The following is a 22924-nucleotide window of genomic DNA, read 5'->3' as shown; positions in this document are numbered from 1 at the left end:
CGGGTAGACCGATCGGGTGCTCCGCCGGTGCCGCGGTCTGCCGATCAGGGGTGGGCGATGTCGCCGCCGAGCTCGGGATGCGCGTCCAGCCAGGCCCGTCGGGCCGTCGCCGGCGCGGTCGCCAGCCACGCCTCGATCACGAGCTCGCCGAGCAGCGCGGCGTCGAGCGCCTCGAGCACGCCGAGCACAGCCGGGAAGCCATCGAAGTGCTGGATCGTGAACAGCGCGCTCTCGCCGGCCAGCAGCGCGCGCTTCGTGTCGTCGTCGGCGACCCGGAACGCGACGATCGTGCCCTCGGGCGCCGGCCCGTCGCGTTGCACGTCGGCCTTCGAGAACGGGCGCACCCAGACGAAGCCGGTGCCGCCGGGCGCGGCGCGCCACACGACGTGACCGAACCGCACGCCCTCCTCGGCGCCGGGCATCTCGAGAGCGAGCGCTCGCAGCGCCGCGAGGCCGTCGCCTTCGGTCGCGCCATCGCCGCCGCTCATGCGCGGCAGGCTACTCCCCCGGTCGGCCGGCGCCACCGTCGACCGACGCCGACGGCTACTTCTTTTTGTCCTTCGACTCGACGTCGCCCGACAGCGCGGCGATGAACGCCTCCTGAGGGACCTCGACGCGCCCGACCATCTTCATGCGCTTCTTGCCCTCCTTCTGCTTCTCGAGCAGCTTGCGCTTGCGGGTGATGTCGCCGCCGTAGCACTTGGCCAGCACGTCTTTGCGCATCGCGCGGATGTTCTCGCGGGCGATGATGCGGGCGCCGATCGCGGCCTGGATCGGCACCTCGAACTGCTGGCGCGGGATGAGCTCGCGCAGGCGCGTCGCCATCATCGTGCCGTAGGCGTAGGCCTTGTCCTTGTGCACGATCGCGCTGAACGCATCCACCGTCTCGCCCTGCAGCAGGATGTCGACCTTCACCAGCTCGCCCGGCTCGTCGCCGGCGGGCTCGTAGTCGAGCGAGGCGTAGCCCTGGGTCTTCGACTTCAGCTGGTCGAAGAAGTCGAAGACGATCTCGCCGAGCGGCAGCACGTACTTCAGCTCGACGCGGTCCTCGCCGAGGTAGTCCATCGACTTCATCGTGCCGCGACGGCTCTGGCAGAGCTCCATGATGGCGCCGACGTAGTCCTTGGGGGCGAGGATCGAGGCCGACACCATCGGCTCGAGCACCTCGTGGATCTTCGCGCCGCTCGGGTACTCGCTCGGGTTCGTCACCGTGACCGTCTTCCGGTCCTCGGTCGTCACCTGGTAGGGTACGCTCGGCGCGGTCGTGATGAGGTCGAGGTCGAACTCGCGGCGCAGGCGCTCGGTGATGATCTCGAGGTGCAGCAGGCCGAGGAAGCCGCAGCGGAAGCCGAAGCCCAGCGCGACCGAGGTCTCGGGCTCGTACTGCAGTGCCGCATCCGAGAGCTTCAGCTTGTCGAGCGCCTCGCGCAGGTCGGGGTAGTCGCTGCCGTCGATCGGGTAGATGCCCGAGAACACCATCGGCAGCGGGTCGGTGTAGCCGGGCAGCGCGGCCGAGGCGGGCTTCGCCGCGTTGGTGACCGTGTCGCCGACCTTCGACTGGCGCACGTCCTTCACGCCCGTGATGAGGTAGCCGACCTCGCCGACGCCGAGACCCTTGGTGGGCTTGGGCTCGGGCGAGCTGACGCCGATCTCGAGGATCTCGTGACCCGCCTTGGTCGACATCATCTGGATGCGCTCGCGCGGGTTCAGCTTGCCGTCGACCATGCGCACGTAGGTGACGACGCCGCGGTAGCTGTCGTAGACCGAGTCGAAGATCATCGCGCGGGCCGGGGCGGCGGCATCGCCGACCGGCGCCGGAACCCGCTGCACGACCCGGTCGAGCAGATCCTCGACGCCCATGCCCGTCTTGCCCGAGACGCGCAGCACGTCATCCGGGTCGCCGCCGATCAGCTGGGCGAGCTCGCGGGCGTACTTGTCGGGGTCGGCCGCCGGCAGGTCGATCTTGTTCAGCACCGGGATGATCTCGAGGTCGTTGTCGAGAGCGAGGTAGAGGTTCGCGAGCGTCTGCGCCTCGATGCCCTGCGCCGCATCCACCAGCAGGATCGCGCCCTCGCACGCGGCGAGCGAGCGCGAGACCTCGTAGCTGAAGTCGACGTGACCGGGGGTGTCGATCATGTTGAGGGCGAAGGTCTCGCCGTCGAGCTGCCAGGGCATGCGAACGGCCTGGCTCTTGATCGTGATGCCGCGCTCGCGCTCGATGTCCATGCGGTCGAGGTACTGCGCGCGCATGTCGCGGTCGGCGACGATGCCCGTGATGCCGAGCATGCGGTCGGCGAGGGTCGACTTGCCGTGATCGATGTGCGCGATGATGCAGAAGTTGCGGATGCGCGCCGGATCGGTCGAGGCCGGCTCGAGTGGGGTCAGGGCGCGCGGGGACATCGCCGTCGATTCTCGCATCCCGCGCGGGTGCGCGCGGACAGGGTGTTCCGGGCGGCCGGCCGGGCAGATGACCCGGCCCGCCGGGCCAGCACGCACAGCCGCGCGGGATCGACCGCGCCGACCACCCCAGTCCGGGTGTCAAATCCTCAGGAAACGCTGTGCGACATCCGTCGGCTCGTTAGCTTGTGCGACGAGTGTCCTTGACGAGGACTGCTCACCACAGCCTCGACGAACGGAACCACGCGTGAAGATCACCCGCCTTCTCGCGGCCTCGACCGGGATCGCCATCGCCGGCGCCCTGGTCGCGACCGCGCTGCCCGCCACCGCCGCCCAGCCGGTGGGTGACGCCTACAAGCACAAGGCCGACATCGGCGCCGAGACCTCGCCGTACCCGACCTCCTGGTTCGCCGGGTCGCTCGGTTCGGGCAAGACGACCGACAGCGTCGCCGACACCGCCTCTGGCCTCACGGTCGTCGGCGACTACCAGCTGATGAACGGCGCGAACACCGGCGACGGCGCCGCGATCGCCGCGCTCGTCTCGAACGCCCGCGTCGTGGTGCCCCAGGGCGCCGCCGCGTTCCAGATCTCGCTGTTCGCCCACCCGGACGCCGCGACGGCTCAGGAGAAGGGCTTCACGACCCTGCGCCCGACCTCGTTCGCCGACCCGACGACGGCCTCGCTGCCCGCCCCGGATGCCGCCGGCGGCTGGACGACGAGCCAGAACATCGACGCGACCCACGTCAAGGACGGCGCCTACTCGCTGAACGAGCTGCTCGAGGCCATCGGACCCGACGCGCAGATCCTCGCGACGGGCGTCTTCCTCAACCGATCCACCGGTCCGAACTCGGTCGCCGCGATCACCTGGAACGGCCTCACGACCCGCTTCACGCCCGCCGGCACCGCGACGGTCGACAAGCCGAGCGTCTCGCAGAGCGAATTTGCCGCGACCGGCGTCACCTTCACCTTCAGCGGATTCGTTCCCGGTGAGAGCGTCTGGCTGACCAGCGACGGCGAGCGCAGCCCCGACGACTACCTGGCCGATGAAGACGGGATCGTCATCGTGACGCTCGGCGGCACCGGGGCGAGCGACGGACTCGTGGCGCCCGACACCTACTCGATCGACGCCGAGGGGATGCGCTCGGGCGTGGTCGAGGTCGTGAGCTTCACGATCACCGCCGACGAGAGCACCACTCCCGAGACCCCCGCCTACACGCCGACCGGTGACGAGAAGCTCGTGCTGAAGACCTCGGGCACGCTCACGGCCGGCAGCAAGCTGACGGTCGACGGTTCGGGCTTCCGCCCCGGCACCGTGGTCTCGTTCGAGCTGCACTCCGACCCGATCGCCCTCGGCAGCGCGGTCGCCGACCAGAACGGCGTGCTGAGCTTCGTGACGACCGTCCCTACCTCGGCCCCGGCCGGCTCGCACACGCTGGTCGCCCTCGTGAACGGACAGCAGATCGCGACCGCGGCGGTCCAGATCGCCGCCACGGCCCGCCCGGCCGCGCTGGCCGAGACCGGCGTCGAGGCGAACACCGGGCTGCTCGCCGCCGGCGCGCTCGTGCTCGCCGGTCTGACGATGGTGCTCGTGCGTCGCCGCGCGAACGCGATCGACGCCGCCTGATCCACCTGCCCCGGAACGGGTCGGCCGCCTCGTGCGGCCGGCCCGTTCGCTGCTTCCACGGCTGGTTCGCGGTGCCGCGATGACGTCGCTCGGGTCCCGGGCGCGAGATCGGCGTCGCCCGCCGCGAGTAGTCTGGCCCTCCACCGAGACGAGAGGATGGCGCGCGCCCGCATGGCTTCGCCGATGACGCAGGACGAGGCTCCGCGCATCCGCCCGCGCACCGCGCTCGCCCGTCTGGCCCAGCTGCTCGTCACCCGCGACATCGGCCTCACCCGCACTCTCGCGGGGCTGCGGGCGCTGGTCTGCTCCGGTGCCGGGATGCTCGTCGGCTGGCTGCTCGGCATGGCGCTCGGCCTCCCTCCCGTCGTCGGCGTGATGCTCGGCGCGCTGCCCGCGTTCCTCAGCTGCCTCGTCGTCTCCGACGCGCGCGCCCGCACCGAGGCCTGGCGCACGGCGCTCATGTTCGTGCCCTTCGTGGTGGCGCTGTTCCTCAGTCTCGAGCTGCACCGCTACCGCGTCGTCGAGCTCGTGCTGGTCGTCGTGCTGCTGGCGGGCCAGCTGCTGGCGCAGGGGCGCGGCGGCTGGGTCGCCGACGCGGGCGTCGGCGCGTTCGCCGCGTTCATCAGCGGACTGCTGCTGCCGTTGCCGGCGACCGACTTCATCGAGCTCGCGGCGCTGTTCGCGGCGTCGCTGGCGACGACGATCGTGCTGCGGCTGCTGTTCTTCCGCCCCGACGCGGCTCGGTCGCTGCAGCGCACGCGCGCCGCCGTCGGAGTGCTGGTCGACCAGGTCGTCGGCGGCACGGTCGAGCTGCTGCTGGCCTCCGCCGCGACCCGGCCCCGCCGCGAGCGCACGCTCCGCCGCCGCATCGACCGCCTGCAGGTGGCGGCGCTGCTGGCCGACGGGCTGATCTCCGAGGGAGGCCCCGGCGTGCGCGGCACGCTCGCGCACGCCCTGCACCGGGCGCTGTTCGACGTCGAGCTGGCGGTCGAGACGATCGCGGATGCGGCGGGCCGGCTCCCGGCAGCGCCGGCTGATGACGACGCCGCGGCCGACGGGCCCTCCCCCGCCGACCGCGCGAGCGCGGTCCTGCGCGGTCGCGTCGCCGCCGCGCTCGACGGCGCCGGCGCCGGGCCCTCCGCCGTCGTCGCCGCCGACCGTCTCGCCGCGCTGCGCGAAGACGGCTCGGCCGCGATCGCCGGCGACGCGGCGGCTCGCGAGCTGCGGCGCCTCGAGCTCGCCCTGCGCAACCTCGCCCGCGCGGTCGACGAGTGGCGCACGACGCAGCGCGACCTCGACCCCGAGGGCACCGCGATCCCGTTCGAGTCGGCCGTGAGCGTCATCAACGGCCGCATCTCGGGCCCGGGCGACCTGACCGACTCGGTCGTGGCCGATGCGACCGCGCGCGGCTTCTGGCGACGACTGCGGCTGACCGCCGCCGGGCGCACCGCCGTGCAGGGGCTCATCGCGGTCGCGATCGCCGAGCCGATCGCCGTGGTCATCGACCAGATCACGGGCGGCAACCGCTTCTACTGGGCTGTCATCGGGGTCGTCGTCGTGCTCTCGGGCACCACGACGACCCGCGAGCGCCTGCGCAAGACCTGGAGCCGCATCTGGGGCACCGCCGCCGGCGGCCTGATCGGCATCCCGCTGGCCGCGCTCACGGCGACCGCGCATCCCGCCTGGACCGTCGCGATCGTGCTGCTCTGTCTGGGGCTCGGCGTGTTCTTCATCTCGAGCGCCTATCCCGGCTGGGTCATCGCGCTCGTCGTGCTGCTCTGCCAGCTCTACTCCGCGACGCAGCAGCTGACGCCCGAGACGATCCCGCTGCGCCTGGTCGAGAACGGGCTCGGCGCGCTCGTCGCGGTCGGCGTGAGCGCCATCGTGCTGCCGCTGGGCACGACGTCGCTCGTGCGCCGGGCGGTGCGCGAGCTGCTCGAGGGCGTGGGCGGGTTCTCGGCGGCGCTGCGCGCCGGCGAGTCCGATCTGCGCACGTCGGCCCGCGCGGTCGACCAGGCGCTGTTCCGCGTCGAGGCGGTGCTCGGGCCGGTTCCGCGCTTCGCCGCCGGACGCGGGGACCGTCGGGACGGACGGCTGCGCCTGCTGGTCGACGCGATCGCGATCACCGTCGCGCGTCTCGCCGCGCAGACGGCGCCGCCCGAGGCTCCGAGCGGGGCCGACCGCCGCCGCACGGGCGAGGCGCTCGACGAGCTCGACGAGCGGGTGGATGCGCTGCAGACCTCGCTCGATGCGGCCGGGCATCGCGGAGCCCCGCCGACGCCGTCCGCCGCATCCGCCGCATCCACCGGCGGCGAGCAGGACCGCTCCCCCGAGCCCGACACCGTGACGGGACTGCTCAAGCTCGTCGTGCGCGAGAGTCCGCTCGAGGCCGACAGCCCCTGGACGCGCGCGCGCCTCGAGCTGATCGCCCGCCTCGACGCGGGTGTCGCCGCCGTCGGCCGCGAGCTGGTCGAGTCGCCGGGCGCCGCTCGCCGCTGACGCCGGACGCCCGCCGCCCGACGCGCCGCCCTCGAGCCCGCGCCGAGCATCCCGCGCCCCTGACGATGAGGTCGCCGCACGATCTCAGCGTCGCCGCGCCATATCGTGCGGCGAACCCAGGATCGCCGCGCGATCCGATCCCACGACCACCGAGACGAACACCGCGCCGACGAGGTCGCCGCACGATCTCGGCATCGCCGCGCCATATCGTGCGGCGAAACCAGGATCGCCGCGCGATCCCGCCGGAACGCGCGCCGCGCCTACGCGGCCGGCTTGTGCAGGATCTGCCGCAGCGCCGGCCCGAGGTGCGGGTAGTCGAACTCGAATCCGGCCTCGAGGAGCCGCTCGGGCAGCACCCAGCGGCTCTTGAGCACCAGCTCCGTCTCGGTGCGGATCAGCCGCGACCCGAGCTCGAGCATCCACCCGTAGAGCGGGATTCCGAACGGCACCCCGAGCACGCGGCGCAGCACCGCGGTGAACTCGCGGTTCGTCGACGGGAACGGCGAGCTCACGTTGACGGGGCCGTCGAGGTCGCTCTGCTCGAGGAAGCGGATCGCGCGGTACGCGTCGTCGAGGTGCACCCAGCTGAAGCGCTGGTTGCCGCCCGGGGTCTTGCCGCCGATGTTCGGCCCGCCGAGCCCGAGGCGCGCGAGCCGCACGAGCGGCTGCAGCGCCGAGCCGTCGCCGAGCGTGATCGCGGTGCGCAGCGCGACCTGACGCACGCCGGGCCGGGCCGCGGCGAAGAAGGTCTGCTCCCAGCTGGTGGCGACATCCACCGAGAAGCCCTCGCCGATGTCGCCCTCGCTCTCGGTCATCGGGCGGTCGTCGGCGTGACGGTAGATCGTGGCGGTCGAGGCGTTCATCCACACCGGCGGGGGCGTGGATGCGCGGCCCACCGCGGTTCCGAGCTCCGCCGTCGTCTCGAGCCGCGAGCGGAAGATCTCGGCCTTGTTGGCCTCGTTGTAGCGGCAGTTGACGCTCTTGCCGGCGAGGTTGAGCAGCAGGGCGCTGCCGTCGATCGCGCGCACGATGTTCTCGGTGTCGCCCCAGGTGACGTCGGCGCCGGCACGGCCGATCGTGACGACCCGGTCGCCCTCATCGCGGAACAGCTGCGCGAAGCGCCGACCCATGAAGCCGCTGGCTCCCGCGATCACGACCGTGCGACCGCTCGGCGGCACAGCGGCCGGCTCGAACGTCGGCGCGGCCATCGGCTGGGCCGTTCGCGCCGATTCGTCGGCCGACTCGGTCGCGGGCTCGGGGATCGTGGGGTCGCTCACGCGGTCTCCTCGGGTGTCGACTCGGCTGCCGGCGCGGCGGCGAGGTCGGAGGCGGGATCCGGCAGGCGCCCGATCCCCGTCAGCAGGTCGGCCTCGGTCGCGGCCAGGCACAGGCGGATCCAGCCCTCGCCGCTGCGTCCGAAGGCGCTGCCGGGGGCGACCGCGACTCGATGGTGCAGCAGCAGGCGCTCGGCCCAGCCGGCGACGTCGCCGTCGCTCGCGTAGCTCACATCCACCCACAGGTAGAAGGCGCCGCCGGGCGCGAGATAGCGGATGCCGCGCGCGTCGAGCGCGGACGTCACGACCTCGAGGTTCTGGCGATAGTGCGCCGCGGCGTCGGCGACGTGCTGCTGGTCGCCGGTCAGCGCGGCGATCGCGGCCCGCTGCGCGGGCGGCGCGACGCAGCTGATCGTCGCCTCCTGCAGCGTGCGCAGCGTCGCCGACAGGCCCGGCGGCGTCACGAGGTAGCCGACGCGGATGCCGGTCATGGCATAGGTCTTCGAGAAGCTGAAGGCGCTGAGCACGCGGTCGTCGCCCTGCTCGGCGGCGAGGGCGGCGATGCTGATGTGCGGGCCGGTCCAGGTGAAGGCCTCGTAGACTTCGTCGCTGAGGATCCAGAGGTCGTGCCGGCGCGCCAGGTCGAGCAGTTCACGCAGGGTCGACTCGGGGAACACCCGGCCGAGCGGGTTCGACGGCGAGTTGACGATCAGCACCCGGGTGCGGTCGGTGATCTGCGCCTCGAGCTCGTCGATCGAGGGCAGGAACTCGCGCTCGGGCGTGAGGGCGTAGGGCACCGGTACGGCGCCGAGCATGCAGGCGCCCATCGTGAACGTCGTGTAGCCGGGGTCGGGCACGAGCACCTCGTCGCCCGGCGCGAGCGTCAGCTGCATCGCCAGGTAGAGGGCCTGCGTGGCGCCGATCGTGACCCAGACCTGCTCGGTGTCGACGTGCATCCCGTTGCGCTCGGCGAGCTTGCCGACGATCGCGCGACGCAGGTCGAGCAGGCCGCCGTTCGGGTTGTAGTCGGTCTCGTCGCGCTGCCAGGCGGCGATCGCGGCGTCGCGGATGTGCGGGGCGATCGGCACGTCCGGTTCGCCGACACCCAGCGAGACGACATCGTCGAGCTCGGCCGCGATCTCGTAGATGCGGCGGATGCCCGAGCCCGGAACCGCGGGGATGTGAGGCGCGAGCGAGGGCACGGGTCCACGCTATCGCGGGTCGGCGCGCGAGCTCCGGATGCGGCGCGCGGCCGGGCTGCGCCGCGCGGGCGGGCGTCCCCCGGTCGCGGTTCTCGCGGGTCTCGCATCCGGCTGGATCGGCGGCGGCGAGCCTGGTAACGTAGACCCTTGGTTTTGCGTGTGGTTCCCACCACGCGACTCGCCGGTGCGCGTCCCTCTACCGCGGCGCCGGCAGCCGCTCCGGCGGCGGGCGTCGACCGGCGCCCTGACAGAACACACACGATCCCGTCAAGGAAAGAACACACGCATGGCGAACATCAAGTCGCAGATCAAGCGCATCGGCACCAACAAGAAGGCGCAGGAGCGCAACAAGGCCGTCAAGAGCCAGCTCAAGACCGCCGTCCGCAGCACCCGCGAGGCCATCGCCGCGGGCGACAAGGAGAAGGCCACCGCCGCTCTGCTCGTCGCGACCAAGCGTCTCGACAAGGCCGTCTCGAAGGGCGTCATCCACAAGAACCAGGCCGCGAACCGCAAGTCGGCCATCGCGTCGCAGGTCGCCGCGCTCTGAGCTGAGCCGGCTCTGGTCTGAACCAGATCGCACGAAGGCCCCGTCCGTTCGGACGGGGCCTTCGTCGTTCCCGGGGGCTTCAGCTCCCGGCCGGATTCCGCGGCTCGCTCAGTACCGCGGCTCGCCGCGGGCGGCGATGACCTCGATCATGCGCTCGAGCGCGTAGACGGGGTCGCGGCCGCCGCCCTTGACCTGCGCATCCGTCTCGGCCAGGAAGCGGATCGCGCGACCGAGGCCCTCGTCGCTCCAGGCCTGCACGTCGCGGCGCGCGCGGTCGACCTGCCACGGCGCCATGCCGAGCTTGCCGGCCAGCTCGCCCGACGAGCCGCGCACGCCCGAGACCCGGGCCATCGAGCGCAGCTTCATCGCGAAGGCTGCGACGACCGGCACGGGGTCGGCTCCCGAGGCGAGCGCGTGCCGCAGCAGGCGCAGGGCCTCGCCGTGGCGGCCGTCGATCGCCGCATCCGCGACCGCGAACGCCGTGGTCTCGACGCGGCCGCCGTAGTACTTGGCGACGACCTTCTCGTCGATGTCGCCGTCGGTGTCGACCAGCAGCTGCTGGCAGGCGGCGGCGAGCTCGCCGAGGTCGTCGGTGAAGGCGCCGACGAGCGCCCGCACACCGCCGGGCGTGATGCGCCGCTGCGCGGCGCGGAACTCGGCCGTCACGAAGTCGACCCGATCGGAATCGCGCTTGACGGCGGCGCAGACGATCTCGATCGCGCCCGCCGCTCCCCCGCGGATCGTGTCGAGCAGCTTCTTGCCGCGCGTGCCGCTGCTGTGGCGCAGCGCCAGATAGGTCTCGTCGGCCGGGGCCGCGAGGTAGGCCAGCGCCTCGTCGAGGAAGGCGTCAGTGCACTTCTCGACGTTCGAGACCCGGATGAGGCGCGGCTCGCCGAACAGCGAGGGGCTGGCGAGCGTCAGCAGCTCGCCGGGCGCGTAGGCGCCGGCGTCGATGTCGCTGACCTCGAGGCTCGGATCCTCGGCGCGCAGCACGTCGCGCAGCAGGCGCAGCGCGCGGTCGGCGAGCAGACTCTCGGGCCCCGAGATGAGCACGACCGCGGCGGGACGCACCGCATCCCAGCTCAGCTGCGGGATGGCGGTCTTCGCGCTGCGCGCGGCGGGCCTGGCCGGCATCCGCACCTCCGTTCGGTCGTCCCGAGTCTAGGTGCGGCCGCCGACGCGGGATGCCGTGGGCGTCCCCGCCGGAGGCGGCGACACGAACAGCGGGTCGCGGCGAGACCGCAGCCGCCGCCTCACCCGGCGAGCGCCGCCACGAACCCGCCGACGAAGGTGTCGCCGAGCCCGATCGTGGTCGGGTTCGGCACCTCGAGGCGGAACGCCGGAACCGCCACCCGCTCGAACCCCGGATGCGCATCCCTCGCCGCCGGCAACGCCGCGAGCTCGCGCGCGAACGCCGCGCCCTCGGCGTGCCGGGCCAGCTCCCGCGTCGCGGCGTAACGCTCGGGCGTGATGCCGTCGCCGAGCCGGAACCGAGTCGCGGCCATCGTCACGCCGCCGTCGAGCGCGGCGCGGAAGCGGCCCGCGCCGACCCCCGCGGCGGCGGCCCAGTACTTGGTGTGCACGAGCACGACCGGCGCGACGACGGCCGCGCGCACCTCGTCGAGCGCGCGCGCGACGTCGGCCGGGTCGAGCAGGTCGACGGGGCGGCCGATGTAGTCCTGCAGCTCGTCCTCGTTCATGCCGTGCACGGCCGCACGGCCCGCGAGCCGCGTGCGTACGAGGGCGCTCATGGCCGGCACGTGGAAGCCGGCGTCCTCGTAGAGCACGACGGCCTCGGCGGGCAGCCGGTCGAGGGCGGCGTCGAGGTCGTCGAGCCGCGCATCCAGCTCGCCCTCGTGCTGCATCGAGTTGAAGCCCGACACCAGGAACAGCGAGGCCGAGGCGAGCGCATCGCCCAGCTCGGGGCTAAGCACGAGGTGCCGGTTGGGCGGGTCGTTGGAGTAGATCAGCCGGTTGGGATGCGCGGCGACGACCTCTCCGTCGCCCACCCGCACGCGGGCCCCGGCCGGGAACTGCACGATCAGATGCGGGTCGAGCGTGTCGCGCTCGGCGCTGCAGACCCAGTCGATCTCGGGCGGCAGCAGGCGCCGCACGTTGTCGTCGATGCTCACCAGGTGCTGCGTCGACGGGATGCCGAGCCCCGCCATCGCGAGACCCGCCCGCACGCCGGTGCCGCCGAGCGTCACGCGCGTCGGGAAGTGCGCGGCGAAGTCGAGCACGACCTGCGACGACTCGACGAAGCGCTCCCCGCCTCCCCCGCCGCCGAGGAACGCCAGCACCGTCACGACCAGGTCGCGTTCGGTGCGGATCGGGATGCGCGCATCCAGCTCGTCGAGGGTGATCGCATAGTCGGCGGCCAGCCGCTCGAGCACCGCCGCATCCCAGTCGATCTCGTAGTCGACGGTGCCGCCGAGACCGAGCACGAGCGGATGGGTCATGGGCGGGTCACTCCGGTGTGATCGACGGGTGCCCCCGCAGGTGCGCCTGCGGGGCGGGAGGAACAGGGAGGCGGGCCGGCGTCACGCTGCCGGCCCGCCGGTCTGGATCAGTACAGCGCAGCCTTGCCGGCCGCGTCGAACAGGTCGATCTTCTGGGCGGCCGTGACCTTCATCGCGGCGATCGCCGCGGGCTGGATCGCGTTCGGCTCACGCAGCTTGCGGTCGGTGCCGAGGATGCCGCGCATGGCCTCGTGGTACGACACCTTGATGTCGCTCGAGATGTTGATCTTGTTGACGCCGAGCTTGACCGACTTGCCGATCTCGTCATCCGGGTTCGACGATCCGCCGTGCAGCACGAGCGGGATGCCGAGGGTCGCCTTGAGCTCCTCGAGCAGGTCGAGCTTGAGCGCGGGGCTCTTCTCGGCCGGGTAGAGGCCGTGCGAGGTGCCGATCGCGACGGCGAGGCTGTCGACGCCGGTCTCCTCGACGAAGCGCTTCGCGTCGGCAGGGTCGGTGTAGATGATCTCGGCCGCACCCGACTCGCCGTAGCTGTCGTTCGCGCCGATCGTGCCCAGCTCGCCCTCGACCGAGACGCCGACGGCGTGCGCGGTCTCGACGACCTTCTTGGTGATCGCGACGTTCTCCTCGAAGGGCAGCATCGACGCGTCGATCATGACCGAGGTGAAGCCGGCCTGGATGGCGGTGATCATCTGCTCGTAGGTGCCGCCGTGATCCCAGTGGATGACCACGGGCACGTGCGAGCGGTGGGCGCGGTGCGCGATCGCCGGGATCAGGTCGGTCGTGACGTGGCTGACCTCGTCGGGGTGGATCGCGATGATGACGGGAGCGTTCTTCTCCTCGCTGATGTCCATGATGCCGGTGAACATCGCCCAGTCGCTGATGTTGAAGGCGGGCACGGCGAAGTCGTTGTCGTTGGCGACCGCGAGCAGGTCCTTGCCGGTGATGAGAGGCACAGTTCTCCTTGTTTTCCTTGGTGGGGTCTGGATCGACCGTGGGGTCGGGGTCGACCGCGCGCACGACGACCGGGCGCGCGGGGGTCGGGCGCTGGTCAGCTCTTGACGGATCCGGCCGTGAGGCCGCCGATGAAGAAGCGCTGGAAGAAGAGGAACAGCAGGAGCACGGGGATGGACCCCAGGATGCTCATCGCCATCATCTCGTTCCACTCGTACGAGTGCTGACCCATGAGCAGCTGGATGCCGATGGGCACCGTGCGCATGTCGTTCGTGCGGGTGAGGGTGAGCGCGAAGAGGTACTCGTTCCACGCGATCATGAAGGTGTAGATGCCGACCGAGACGATGCCCGGGATCGAGATCGGCACCAGGATGCGCCACAGCGCGCCGAAGCTGGAGGAGCCGTCGACCTTCGCGGCCTCGTCGAGCTCCTTGGGCAGGGTGTTGAAGTAGCCCGTCATCATGATGATCGCGTAGGGCAGCGTGAACACCATGTAGGTGAGGATCAGCCCCGCGTAGGTGTTGTAGAGCCCGAGCGTGACCATGAGGCCGAAGTACGGGATCAGCAGCGTGATCGGCGGCACCGCCTGCACGCTGACGATGACCACATTGAGCGGCTTCTTGAACGGGAACTCGTAGCGGCTGAAGGCGTAGGCCGCCAGGATCGCGACGATCAGCGTCGCGATCGTGACCGCGAGCGACACCGCGTAGCTGTTGATGAAGAAGCGCACCTTCTCGGGGTCGGTCAGGATGCGCACGTAGGCGTCGAAGCTGAACCCGGCCGTGATGAACGACGGCGGCGAGGCGAAGATCTCGGGGTTCTTCTTGAACGAGCTCGACAGCATCCACAGAACCGGGAAGCCGGCGAAGACGGCGCCGAGGCAGAGGGCGATGATGACGCCGACCTTCTCGATGCGGCGGCGCACGGGTGAGCCGGCGTACTCGCTCGGGGCGTGGCTCTCGGCGCGGCGACGGCTCACGACCGTGCTGCGGGCGGCGCGGGATGCGCGGGGTGCGGTGGTGGTCATCTCTCAGTCCCTCGCTCGCTGGTGGCGCACGTAGAACACGGCCAGGATCATCGACAGCGCGAGCACGATCACGGCGCTCGTCGAGGCCATCGAGAACTCGTAGCGGCTGAACGCGAGCTTGTAGGTGAAGGTGCTCAGCATCTCGGTGACGTTGATGGGGCCGCCGCCGGTCGTCATCCAGATCAGGGCGAACTGCTGCGACGTCCAGATGAGGTCGAGCAGGCACATGCTGATGATGATCGGGCGCAGCTGCGGGATCGTGACGCTCCAGAACTGCTGCCAGCGGCTGGCGCCGTCGACGGTCGCGGCCTCGTAGAGGTCGCGCGGGATGCCCTGCAGACCGGCGAGCAGGCTGACCATGAAGAACGGGTAGCCGGCCCAGATGTTGATGAACGTGACCGCGGCGAGCGCGAGCGACGGGTCGGCGAGGAACTCGACGCCCTTGTCGCTGAGGCCCAGCGTGACGAGCACGTAGTTGATGACGCCGTTCGGGTTGAGCAGCAGGCGCCACAGCACCGCGACGATCGCGACGGTGAACAGCCACGGCAGGAAGTAGATGGTGCGGAAGACGGCCTTCGAGGCGTTCGACAGCAGCGGGGTGTTGAGCAGCATCGCGAAGACGAGGCCGAGCACGAGGTGGGCGGCGACGCTCGTGAGCGTGAAGATCAGGGTGTTGCCGAGGGCGGTGTGGAACCGCGGGTCGGTGAGCACGTCCACGTAGTTGTCGACGCCGACGAACTTCGGGTTGTGGTTGGTGATCACGTTGTTCATGAACGAGTAGCCGATGACCATCCCGATGGGGATGAGCATGAGCACGATCATGAGGATCGCCGTGGGCGAGATGAAGGCGTAGGGCTCGAGCCGGCGGAGGCCCGAGGAGCTGAACCCGCGGCGCCGGGGCGGGCGCGGGGCCGACCCGGCGGTGCGGGTGACGCGCTCGGTCGCCGCGGCGGCGATCGGAGGGGCGGAGGTCATGGGTGGCGCGACCTTTCGAGTGGACGGGGATGCGACGGGGTCGACGAGCGTCGACCGACGTCGGCGGGTGGGGTCGCGCCGCGGCGTGATGAGCCGCCGCGGCGCGACCGTTCGAGTCAGGGGTGCGGAGTTCCTAGAACTCCTGCTCCCAGCTCTTCTGCGTGGACTCGAGCGTCGTCTTGACGTTCTGATCGCCCGACAGCAGCTTCTGGAACTGCTCGTCGAACTGGCGCATCAGGTCCTCCGAGACGGGGAGTCCGACGAACTCGTTCGCCGGGGTGCCGGCCTTGTAGATCTCGAAGGCCTGCTCGAACAGCGGGTCGGAGTCCGAGAAGTCGGGCGTCGAGTCCGTGTTGCCGGGGAAGGCGTTCGCGAGCGTCGAGAGCTCGGAGTTCGTCTTCTTGCTCATCAGGAACTCGACGAGCTTGAAGGCCTCCTCCTTGTGCTTCGAGCTCTCGGAGACCCCGATACCCCACGAGGCGTAGGGGATGCCGCGCGGGCCGTCGTAGCCGTCGACCGCGGGCAGGGCCGAGATGCTGAACTTCAGGTCGGGGTTGTTCTGACGGATCAGGTTGATGTGCGCGAGCGAGTCGATCATCAGGCCGACGCGGCCATTCGTGAACTCCTCGACCTTGTCCTGCTCCTTCTGGGTGAAGGATCCCGGGGCGATCGAGCCGTCATCCCACATGCCCTTGATGAACTCGACCGCGCTCGTGACGTCCTTGTTGGTCACGTCGGGCTTGCCCTTCTTCAGCATGCTGCCGCCCGAGGCCCAGACCCACGACATGACGTCGTTCTGGATGCCGTTGGGCGCCTCGCTCGAGAGGGGCAGCACCCAGCCCGAGGTGTCGCCGCCGAGGTCGGAGACGGCCTTGGCCGCATCCGCGAACTCGGTGCGCGTGGTCGGCGGCGTGCTGACGCCGGCCTGCGCGAGCAGGTCGTCGTTGCTGAACATCGGGTAGACGAAGTTGACGACGGGGATCATGTAGGTCGAGCCGTCGATCTTGACCTGGCTGGCCAGCTTGCTGTCGTCGTAGTCGTAGTCCTTGAAGAGCTGCGTCAGGTCGGCGAGCGAGCCCTGCTTGGCGAAGTCGCTGACCCAGGCGCCGTCGAGGCCGACGACGTCGGACATCGTGCCCGCAGCCGAGCCGGCGAACAGCTGCTCCTTGGTCGAGGCGTAGGGGCCCGAGAGGAGCTTGACCGTGATGTTCGGGTTCTCCTTCTCGAACTCGTCGATCAGGCCCTGGAAGGCGCCGTCGGGGAGCTCGGGCTCCCACCACTGCGCGAGTTCGATCGTGACCTTGCCGTTGCTGTCGGCGGGGGCGCCCGACGAGCAGCCGGCGATCATCGAGACGGCGGCGACGGCGGCGATGCCGGTCGCGGCGACTCGACGGATGCGAGCGACGTTGCTCATGTTTCTCCGTTCGGAAAGCGGATTTCGCGGTGTTGGTGATGTGGGTGGTGCGGGATTCCGTGGTGCAGGAGTGCGGTTACCCGACACCCGTTGCAGGTTGGTGCGTTTGCTTGCGCTTTTCTGCGCGTTTCGGATGCTAGCCCGCCGTTCACCGTCCGTCAATGAGACGAATCCGGGAAGAAATCAGCATCGGATCGCACAACCCGGTCTCAAAGCCGCAGAAGTCTGCTAGAAAAGCCCCGTGACCACCACGACCCCCGATGCCGCGGGCGACGAGCAGCCCCGCCTGCCCGCCGGACGAAAGGCCCAGCTCGCCGCCTACGTGGCCGAGGTGGAGCAGGTCACGGTCGCCGCCCTCGCCGCGCGCTTCAACGTCTCGGCCGACACCATCCGCCGCGACCTCGACCAGCTCGATGCCGACGGACTCGTCGTGCGCACCCACGGCGGCGCGGTCAGCCCCAGCGCCGTGCGGGCCGTCGAGCAGAAGCTCGACATCCGCCTGCAGCTGCAGACCTCAGCCAAGGAGAAGATCGGCGCGCTCGCCGCGACCCTGGTCGAGAACGGCTCGGTCGTCATGATCAACGCCGGCACCACCACGCTCGCGCTCGCGCGGCATCTCGCCGACCACCGCGAGCTCACGATCGCGACCAACAACCTGCGCATCCCCGCCGAGATCAGCGACCGCGCCTGCCGCGACCTGTACTTCTTCGGCGGCGCCGTGCGTCTGCGCGGCCAGGCGACCGTCGGGCCGGTGTCGTTTCAGCTCGGCGCCGGCAACACCGAGATGGACCTGCGCTGCGACGTCGCCGTCGTCTCGGTCGGCGCCGTCTCCGCCGACGGCGGATTCTCGACCAGCAACCTCGCCGAGGCCTCGATGATGAGCGAGATGATCTCGCGCGCCTCGCGCGTCGTCATCCTCGCCGACGCCACCAAGTTCGACCGCACGCTGTTCGCGCAGGTCGCCGAGCTGCGCCGCGCCGACTACCTCGTCACCGACGAGGCGCCGCCGGCCGCGCTCGCGGCCGCCCTCGAGAAGGCCGGCGTGCGGGTCATCACGCCCGACTCGTCGAGCGGCGCGGTGCCGCGCATCCACTAGCTCGCGCCGTCCCCTCCTCCACAGAAAGCGACGACGATGACGCTCACGCCCCTGCGCCTCGCGGCCAACCAGCCGCGCGCCCGCTTCTACGACGGCGGTGCGCGCATCGCGCGCTTCCGCGGCGACGGGCCCGCCGAGCCCTACACGCCCGAGGACTGGGTCGGCTCGGTCACGAGCGTGCGCGGGGCGGCCCCGGTCGGGCAGACGCGCCTCGACGACGGCACGCTGCTCGCCGACGCGATAGCGGCCGACCCCGAGGGCTGGCTCGGCGCCGCGCACGTGAGCCGCTGGGGCGCCGACGCGAAGCTGCTGGTCAAGCTGCTCGACGCGGGTCAGCGCCTGCCCGTGCATGCGCATCCCTCGGGCGACTTCGCCGCGGCGCACCTCGGCGAGGCGCACGGCAAGGCCGAGGCCTGGTACATCCTCTCCCCCGGCACCGTCTACCTCGGGCTGCGCGACGACGCCGACCCGGCCCGGCTGCGCGAGCTCGTGGATGCGCAGCGCACGACCGAGCTGCTGCAGCTGCTCAACGCGATCGAGGTCGAGCCGCACGACACCGTCTACGTGCCGCCGGGCACCCTGCACGCGATCGGCGCGGGAATCCTGCTGGCCGAGGTGCAGGAGCCCGAGGACCTGTCGATCCTGCTCGAGTGGCACGGCTTCGAGCTCGACGGCGTCGCCGACGGACACCTCGGGCTGGGCTTCGATCGGGCGCTGAGCGCCGTGCGCACGGCCGGCGAGACGGCCGACGACCTCGCGCGCCTCGTGCGGCGCGACCACGATGCGACATCGAGTCTCGCGGCCGACGCCGCCGACTATTTCCGACTCGAGCGATTCGGCAACGGCGCCGAGCTCGAGTCGGGATTCAGCGTGCTGATCGCGCTGGAGGGCGAGCTGACGCTCACGACCGAGACCGGCGCGCTCGCGCTGCCGGCCGGGTCGACGACGCTCGTGCCGGCCGCGGCCGGCGTCGCGCGGCTCTCGGGGTCGGGACGGGTGCTCGCGGCGCGGCCGCCGAAGCCGTGAACTCGCGTGCTGGAGAGCCGCCGGCCGTGACTCGAGCCCGCCGGCTGCTCGATGCCGGACTGCTCGCGCACGACCGCGCGGCCGTCGCCGTGACCGAGCGGCTCGGGCTGCCCGGATCGGCGGACCCAGCCCGCGTGATCGGCGTGAAGCTGCTCGACGGCCTCGACCTCGAGGTGCTGCCTGATCGAGGTTTCGACGTCGGCGATGTGCGCCTCGGCGGTGCGCCCCTGTCGTGGATCTCCCCGGTCGCCGACGCGCGACCGCTTCCGGTGCCCGGCGGCGGCGCGTGGCTCGATCGCTTCACGGGCGGACTGATCGCGACCTGCGGACTGCGCAACATCGGCCCCGCCCGCGACGGCCAGGGCCTGCACGGCGACCTCGGCCAGCGCCCCGCCCGCGTTCTCGGCATCGAGCGCGGCGTGGATGCGGCTGCCGACGGCGGACGGGTCTGGGCCCGCCTGCGCGCCGAGATCGACGACGCCGCCGTGTTCGGCGCGTCGCTGCGGGTGCATCGCACTCTCACCGTGAGCAGCGCCGTCGGGGCCGACGGACGACCGGAGCACCGCGTCGAGCTGGTCGACGAGGTCGAGAACCTCGGCCCGGTCGCGACGCCGGTGAGCCTGCTCTACCACGTGAATGTCGGGGCGCCGGCGGTGCTGCCCGGCACGCGGATCGACGTGGCGGCGTCGCGTGCTGTCGCGCGGGACCCGCATCCCGAGGTGCCGGACTGGTCGACGCTGCCCGATCCGGTCGACGCGCTGACCGAGGCGGTGTTCGAGCATCATGAGGTCGAGGCCGACGACGAGGGCTTCGCGCACGCGCGGGTGCTCGCGGCCCCGGATGTGCTCGCGGCCCCGGAGGTGCACGGGCGACCGGGCGCTGATGACGCTCGCGCTGACGGCACCGCCGTGCGCGAGATCGACGTGGCCTGGAGCGCCGCGACGCTCCCCCGGCTGTTCCAGTGGGTGCTGCCGACCCGCGGACGCTGGGCTCTGGGCATCGAGCCGGCGAACGCGCCCCTCTTCGGCCCGGACCGCGACGTTCCCCACGCCGGCGCACCCGTCCTCGCCTCCGGCGAGCGCCGCCGTCACGAGCTGCGCATCACGTTCCGCTGATCAGGCCCGCAGCTCGCCCTCAGTCGTCGGGCGGGGCGCGCTGGGTCCAGACGCGCAGGTGGTCGCCCGAGCCGGCGAGCAGCACGAGGCCGGTCTGATCGCTGCGCAGGGGCAGCGTCCCGGCGTCGGCGAGCGTGCCGAGCAGCTCGGACGTCGGATGCCCGTAGTCGTTCTCGCCGACGCCGATCAGGCCGACGCGCGCCCGGATGCGGGCGTAGACGTCGGGGTCCTGGTCGGCCGAGCCGTGGTGCGCGACCTTGACCACGTCGTATCGGCCGGGATGCGCGACACCGCTCATGCGCGCCTGCGCCACCTCGCCGAGGTCGCCGAGCAGCAGCGCGCTGAGTCCCGCCGCCCCGTCGACCGGGCGCACCGACAGTGTGACGCTCGCGCCGTTGCCCGGCTCGACCCCGCGCTCGGGCGGCCAGAGCACCTCCCAGGCAAGGTCGCCGAGCCCCCCGCGCTCCCCGCGTTCGACCTGATCCACCTCGGCGCCGGCGTCCCTGAGGCGGGCGTCGAGCCGGTCGGCGTCAGCGCCGTCGGACGGCCCGACCAGCACGCGGTCGACCCGGCCGATCACCGCATCCGCGCCGCCGACGTGGTCGAGGTCGTAGTGGGTCAGCACGAGCAGCTGCAGCCGATCGACGCCGAGATCGGCGAGGCAGTGGTCGAGCAGCTCGGGGTCGGGTCCGGTGTCGACGAGCGCGACGGAGCCGGCGCTGCGAAGCACGGTCGCGTCGCCCTGGCCGACGTCGCAGAGCGCGACGCTCCAGTCGGCCGGGCGTCCGGCCCGCGCGGCGAGCGCCGCGCCGCCGACGCCCGCCGTCGCGAGCACGAGCGCCAGCACGGCGAGACCCGCGGCGGCCGAGCGCAGCCGCCCGCGGCCGAGCACGGCGACCAGCACGACGACGATCGCCACGGCCACGGCGATCGCGCCGATCGTTCCCGGAAGCCACGGCAGGCTCGCGGCGGGCAGGCTCGCGGCGAAGCGCGCGATCGCGGCGATCCAGGCCGACGGCACCCAGGCGAGCGCGCAGAGCAGGTCGCCGAGCGGCGGCGCGAAGGGCAGGACGAGGCAGGCGATCAGCCCCAGCACCGTCGCGATCGGCGCGGCCGGCTCGGTGAGCAGGTTGGCGGGCACGCCGTACAGCGGCAGCTCGGGCTGCAGCAGGATCAGCACCGGCTGGCAGAGCAGCTGCGCCGCGAGCGGCACCGCGACGGCGAGCGCCAGCGAGCGCGGCATCCACCGGGCCAGCCGTCGCGCGAGCGGCGGGGCCAGCACGAGCAGTCCGGCGGTGGCGAGAACCGAGAGCACGAAGCCGTAGCTGCGGGCGAGTGCGGGCTGCGCGACGACGAGCAGCAGCACGGCGGCGCCGAGCACCGGCAGCCCGCGCACGGGACGCCCCAGCGCGAGACTGAGCAGCACGATGCCGGCCATGACCGCCGCGCGCACGACGCTCGGCTCGGGCGTGACGAGCGCGACGAAGCCGAGCAGCGCGATGCCCGACCCGATCACGCGCAGCAGCCGCGAGGCCCCAAGGAGCCCGAGGAGCCCGAACACGAGCGCGACGACGACCGCGCAGTTCGCCCCCGAGACCGCCGTCAGGTGGGTGAGCGACGCGACCTTCATCGCCTCGTCGAGCCCCGGATCGAGCTCGGCCGTGTCGCCGATCGCCAGCCCGGGCAGCAGGCGGCCGCCGTCGCCCGGCATCCGCGCCGCGGACTCGCGGAAGCCCGCCCGCAGGCCGTCGAGCAGCTCGTCGCCGCCTGCCGGCGCTCCGAGCACCTCGGGCGAGCCCCGCGCGAACAGCAGCACCGCCGCGTCGTCGCCGGGCTCGGTCGAGGTCGCACGGGCGGTCACCGCGAGCGGGGTTCCGCGCGGCACGGCGTCGAGGTCGCGGGCGAACAGCACCGCCGTCGTGTCGAGGTGGATGCGCGCATCCCGCTGCTCGACCGACCGCACCTGCACGGCGACGCGCCCCTCGCTCACGGCTCCGCTGGTCTCGAGCGTCCACCGCGCGGTGGACTCGGAGTCGGCGATGACGGCGAGTTGCGGGGGCAGTCGATGCCGCTCGGCCAGCGACGCCGTGGTCGCGGCGAGCGCGCCGGCGCCGAGCGTGACCGCGGCGAGGACGAGCGCGGCCGAGGCGAGACCGCCGACGAACCGTCGTGCGGGCAGCGAGGTGCGTCGCGCAGTGCCCAGCGAGCCGGCGGCGACGTCAGCGGCCCGCTCGCGTCGTGACGCAAGCACGGCCGCGACCACGGCCGCGGCGAGCGCCGCCGCCGCTCCGACCGCGAGCACGCCCGCCAGCACGACAGCGCCGTCCGCGCCGAGCCCGGTCGCGACGATCGCCACGAGCCACGCGCCACCGGCGATGACCGGCAGACGCAGGTCGCCACGGCGCACGCGCCCCGCCTCGGCCAGCATCCCGCCGGCGCTCACGCTCGAGCCCGAACGCCCTCGGGCTGCAACGGTCGCGGAGTCGCGCAGCGTCGGCGCGCTCACACGGTCACCAGCGGCTCGAGCTGCGCGAAGGTCTTCTCGCCGATGCCGCTCACCTCGCGCAGGTCGTCGACCGACGCGAAGCGGCCGTTCTGCTCACGCCAGTCGAGGATGCGCTGCGCCAGCGCCGGGCCGATGCGCGGCAGGGTCTCGAGCTGCGCCTGATCGGCCGAGTTGAGGTTCACGATGCCACCGGCCGCGACGCCGCCCGAGCCGCCCGTCGATCCGCCGCCGGCGCTCGCGCCTCCCGCGCTCCCGCCGGCGGCGGGCGCCTCCCCGACGGCGGGCACGTGCAGCTGCTCGCCGTCGTCGACCCGGCGCGCCAGGTTGATCGCGGCGGCATCCGCCTCGGGCGTGAGTCCGCCTGCGGCGCCGACGACGTCGATCACGCGCGAATCCGGGGCTACGCGATACAGGCCGGGATGCGCGACCTGCCCGGTCACGTGCACGTAGAGCTCGGCCGTCCCGGTGTCAGAGCCCGCCGCATCCACCTCACTGCCGTCGCCGGCGCCGGATCCGCCCGCGGAGCCCGCATCCGATGAACCCGCAGAACTCGACGCCTCCTCGCCCGGCGCCCCGCTGGCCGCGAGCTCGACGGTCGCCCCGCCCGGAGTCAAGGCCGCCGCGGCGGCCGCCACGCCGCCCGCGAGCAGGAGCAGCACGAGCCCGGCCCCGATCCCGAGCCGCACGCGGGCGCTGCGCGGGCGCGGGTCGAGGGCCGGGCTCATGCCGACACGCTAGGAAGCGCGACGAGCATGCGAGACGGCCGCCGCCCGATCTGTGAACCGGGCGAC

The 22924-nt window shown here is 72.2% G+C and carries 18 protein-coding genes; 6 read left to right on the top strand and 12 right to left on the bottom strand.

From position 1 onward, the window contains the following. Window positions 1–44: 44 nt before the first annotated feature. Together FJ658_RS14480 and lepA are read right to left on the bottom strand one after the other, a co-directional pair. The gene (locus FJ658_RS14480; RefSeq protein WP_181408466.1) at window positions 45–488 is read right to left on the bottom strand and encodes an MmcQ/YjbR family DNA-binding protein; all 444 of its coding nucleotides are present in this window, start codon (window positions 486–488) and stop codon (window positions 45–47) included. Between the two features lie 55 nt (window positions 489–543). Then, the gene (lepA, locus tag FJ658_RS14475; protein WP_141146093.1) at window positions 544–2400 is read right to left on the bottom strand and encodes a translation elongation factor 4; all 1857 of its coding nucleotides are present in this window, start codon (window positions 2398–2400) and stop codon (window positions 544–546) included. A 244-nt stretch (window positions 2401–2644) separates the two neighbouring features. Here lepA and FJ658_RS14470 point away from each other — a divergent pair, with 244 nt between their 5' ends. After that, window positions 2645–4021: an LPXTG cell wall anchor domain-containing protein gene (locus FJ658_RS14470; RefSeq protein WP_141146092.1), complete on the top strand. Its 1377-nt coding sequence runs from the start codon at window positions 2645–2647 to the stop codon at window positions 4019–4021. Window positions 4022–4192: 171 nt separating this feature from the next. After that, window positions 4193–6520 (top strand): FUSC family protein, encoded by a 2328-nt coding sequence (locus tag FJ658_RS14465; protein ID WP_141146091.1) that lies wholly within the window; start codon window positions 4193–4195, stop codon window positions 6518–6520. A gap of 260 nt (window positions 6521–6780) precedes the next feature. Here the strand turns inward: FJ658_RS14465 and FJ658_RS14460 are convergent, their stop codons facing one another. Together FJ658_RS14460 and FJ658_RS14455 are read right to left on the bottom strand one after the other, a co-directional pair. Next, window positions 6781–7728, bottom strand: a complete 948-nt coding sequence (locus FJ658_RS14460; RefSeq protein WP_141146192.1) for a TIGR01777 family oxidoreductase — start codon at window positions 7726–7728, stop codon at window positions 6781–6783. Between the two features lie 65 nt (window positions 7729–7793). Then, entirely contained in the window at window positions 7794–8996 is a 1203-nt protein-coding gene (locus tag FJ658_RS14455) for a pyridoxal phosphate-dependent aminotransferase (RefSeq protein ID WP_141146090.1), read from the bottom strand. 286 nt (window positions 8997–9282) lie between these two features. Here FJ658_RS14455 and rpsT point away from each other — a divergent pair, with 286 nt between their 5' ends. Further along, the gene (rpsT, locus tag FJ658_RS14450; RefSeq protein ID WP_141146089.1) at window positions 9283–9543 is read left to right on the top strand and encodes a 30S ribosomal protein S20; all 261 of its coding nucleotides are present in this window, start codon (window positions 9283–9285) and stop codon (window positions 9541–9543) included. 108 nt (window positions 9544–9651) lie between these two features. Here the strand turns inward: rpsT and holA are convergent, their stop codons facing one another. The 6 genes from holA to FJ658_RS14420 all read right to left on the bottom strand — a co-directional run bounded on the left by holA (window position 9652) and on the right by FJ658_RS14420 (window position 16390). Beyond that, window positions 9652–10677: a DNA polymerase III subunit delta gene (holA, locus tag FJ658_RS14445; protein WP_141146088.1), complete on the bottom strand. Its 1026-nt coding sequence runs from the start codon at window positions 10675–10677 to the stop codon at window positions 9652–9654. Between the two features lie 119 nt (window positions 10678–10796). Continuing rightward, window positions 10797–12002 (bottom strand): ADP-dependent glucokinase/phosphofructokinase, encoded by a 1206-nt coding sequence (locus FJ658_RS14440; RefSeq protein ID WP_141146087.1) that lies wholly within the window; start codon window positions 12000–12002, stop codon window positions 10797–10799. A 107-nt stretch (window positions 12003–12109) separates the two neighbouring features. Next, a complete protein-coding gene (locus FJ658_RS14435; protein ID WP_141146086.1) occupies window positions 12110–12976 on the bottom strand; it encodes a ketose-bisphosphate aldolase in 867 nt (288 codons plus the stop codon). Window positions 12977–13071: 95 nt separating this feature from the next. Further along, complete coding sequence (locus tag FJ658_RS14430) at window positions 13072–14001, bottom strand: carbohydrate ABC transporter permease (RefSeq protein ID WP_141146085.1); 930 nt, start codon at window positions 13999–14001, stop codon at window positions 13072–13074. A gap of 3 nt (window positions 14002–14004) precedes the next feature. Further along, window positions 14005–14976 carry a carbohydrate ABC transporter permease gene (locus tag FJ658_RS14425; RefSeq protein ID WP_141146084.1) on the bottom strand — a complete coding sequence of 324 codons (972 nt, stop codon included), beginning with the start codon at window positions 14974–14976 and terminating at the stop codon, window positions 14005–14007. Between the two features lie 133 nt (window positions 14977–15109). Then, on the bottom strand, window positions 15110–16390 hold the full coding sequence (locus tag FJ658_RS14420) for a sugar ABC transporter substrate-binding protein (protein ID WP_141146083.1): 1281 nt from the start codon (window positions 16388–16390) through the stop codon (window positions 15110–15112). 241 nt (window positions 16391–16631) lie between these two features. Here FJ658_RS14420 and FJ658_RS14415 point away from each other — a divergent pair, with 241 nt between their 5' ends. Genes FJ658_RS14415 through FJ658_RS14405 form a run of 3 tightly spaced genes read left to right on the top strand, consistent with a single transcriptional unit; the run spans window position 16632 to window position 19627 of the window. Then, window positions 16632–17486: a DeoR/GlpR family DNA-binding transcription regulator gene (locus tag FJ658_RS14415; protein ID WP_141146082.1), complete on the top strand. Its 855-nt coding sequence runs from the start codon at window positions 16632–16634 to the stop codon at window positions 17484–17486. Window positions 17487–17522: 36 nt separating this feature from the next. Then, window positions 17523–18512: a class I mannose-6-phosphate isomerase gene (locus FJ658_RS14410; protein ID WP_141146081.1), complete on the top strand. Its 990-nt coding sequence runs from the start codon at window positions 17523–17525 to the stop codon at window positions 18510–18512. Between the two features lie 26 nt (window positions 18513–18538). After that, window positions 18539–19627 carry a DUF4432 family protein gene (locus tag FJ658_RS14405; RefSeq protein WP_181408465.1) on the top strand — a complete coding sequence of 363 codons (1089 nt, stop codon included), beginning with the start codon at window positions 18539–18541 and terminating at the stop codon, window positions 19625–19627. 19 nt (window positions 19628–19646) lie between these two features. On the opposite strand, the gene FJ658_RS14400 is transcribed toward FJ658_RS14405, so the two are convergent. After that, a complete protein-coding gene (locus FJ658_RS14400) occupies window positions 19647–22070 on the bottom strand; it encodes a ComEC/Rec2 family competence protein (RefSeq protein WP_141146079.1) in 2424 nt (807 codons plus the stop codon). Window positions 22071–22129: 59 nt separating this feature from the next. Then, window positions 22130–22858 carry a ComEA family DNA-binding protein gene (locus FJ658_RS14395; RefSeq protein ID WP_141146078.1) on the bottom strand — a complete coding sequence of 243 codons (729 nt, stop codon included), beginning with the start codon at window positions 22856–22858 and terminating at the stop codon, window positions 22130–22132. Between the last annotated feature and the right edge of the window lie 66 nt (window positions 22859–22924).

This window comes from Schumannella sp. 10F1B-5-1 (assembly GCF_006517535.1).
GTDB lineage: Bacteria > Actinomycetota > Actinomycetes > Actinomycetales > Microbacteriaceae > Schumannella.
This window is presented reverse-complemented; position numbering and strand designations above follow the sequence as displayed.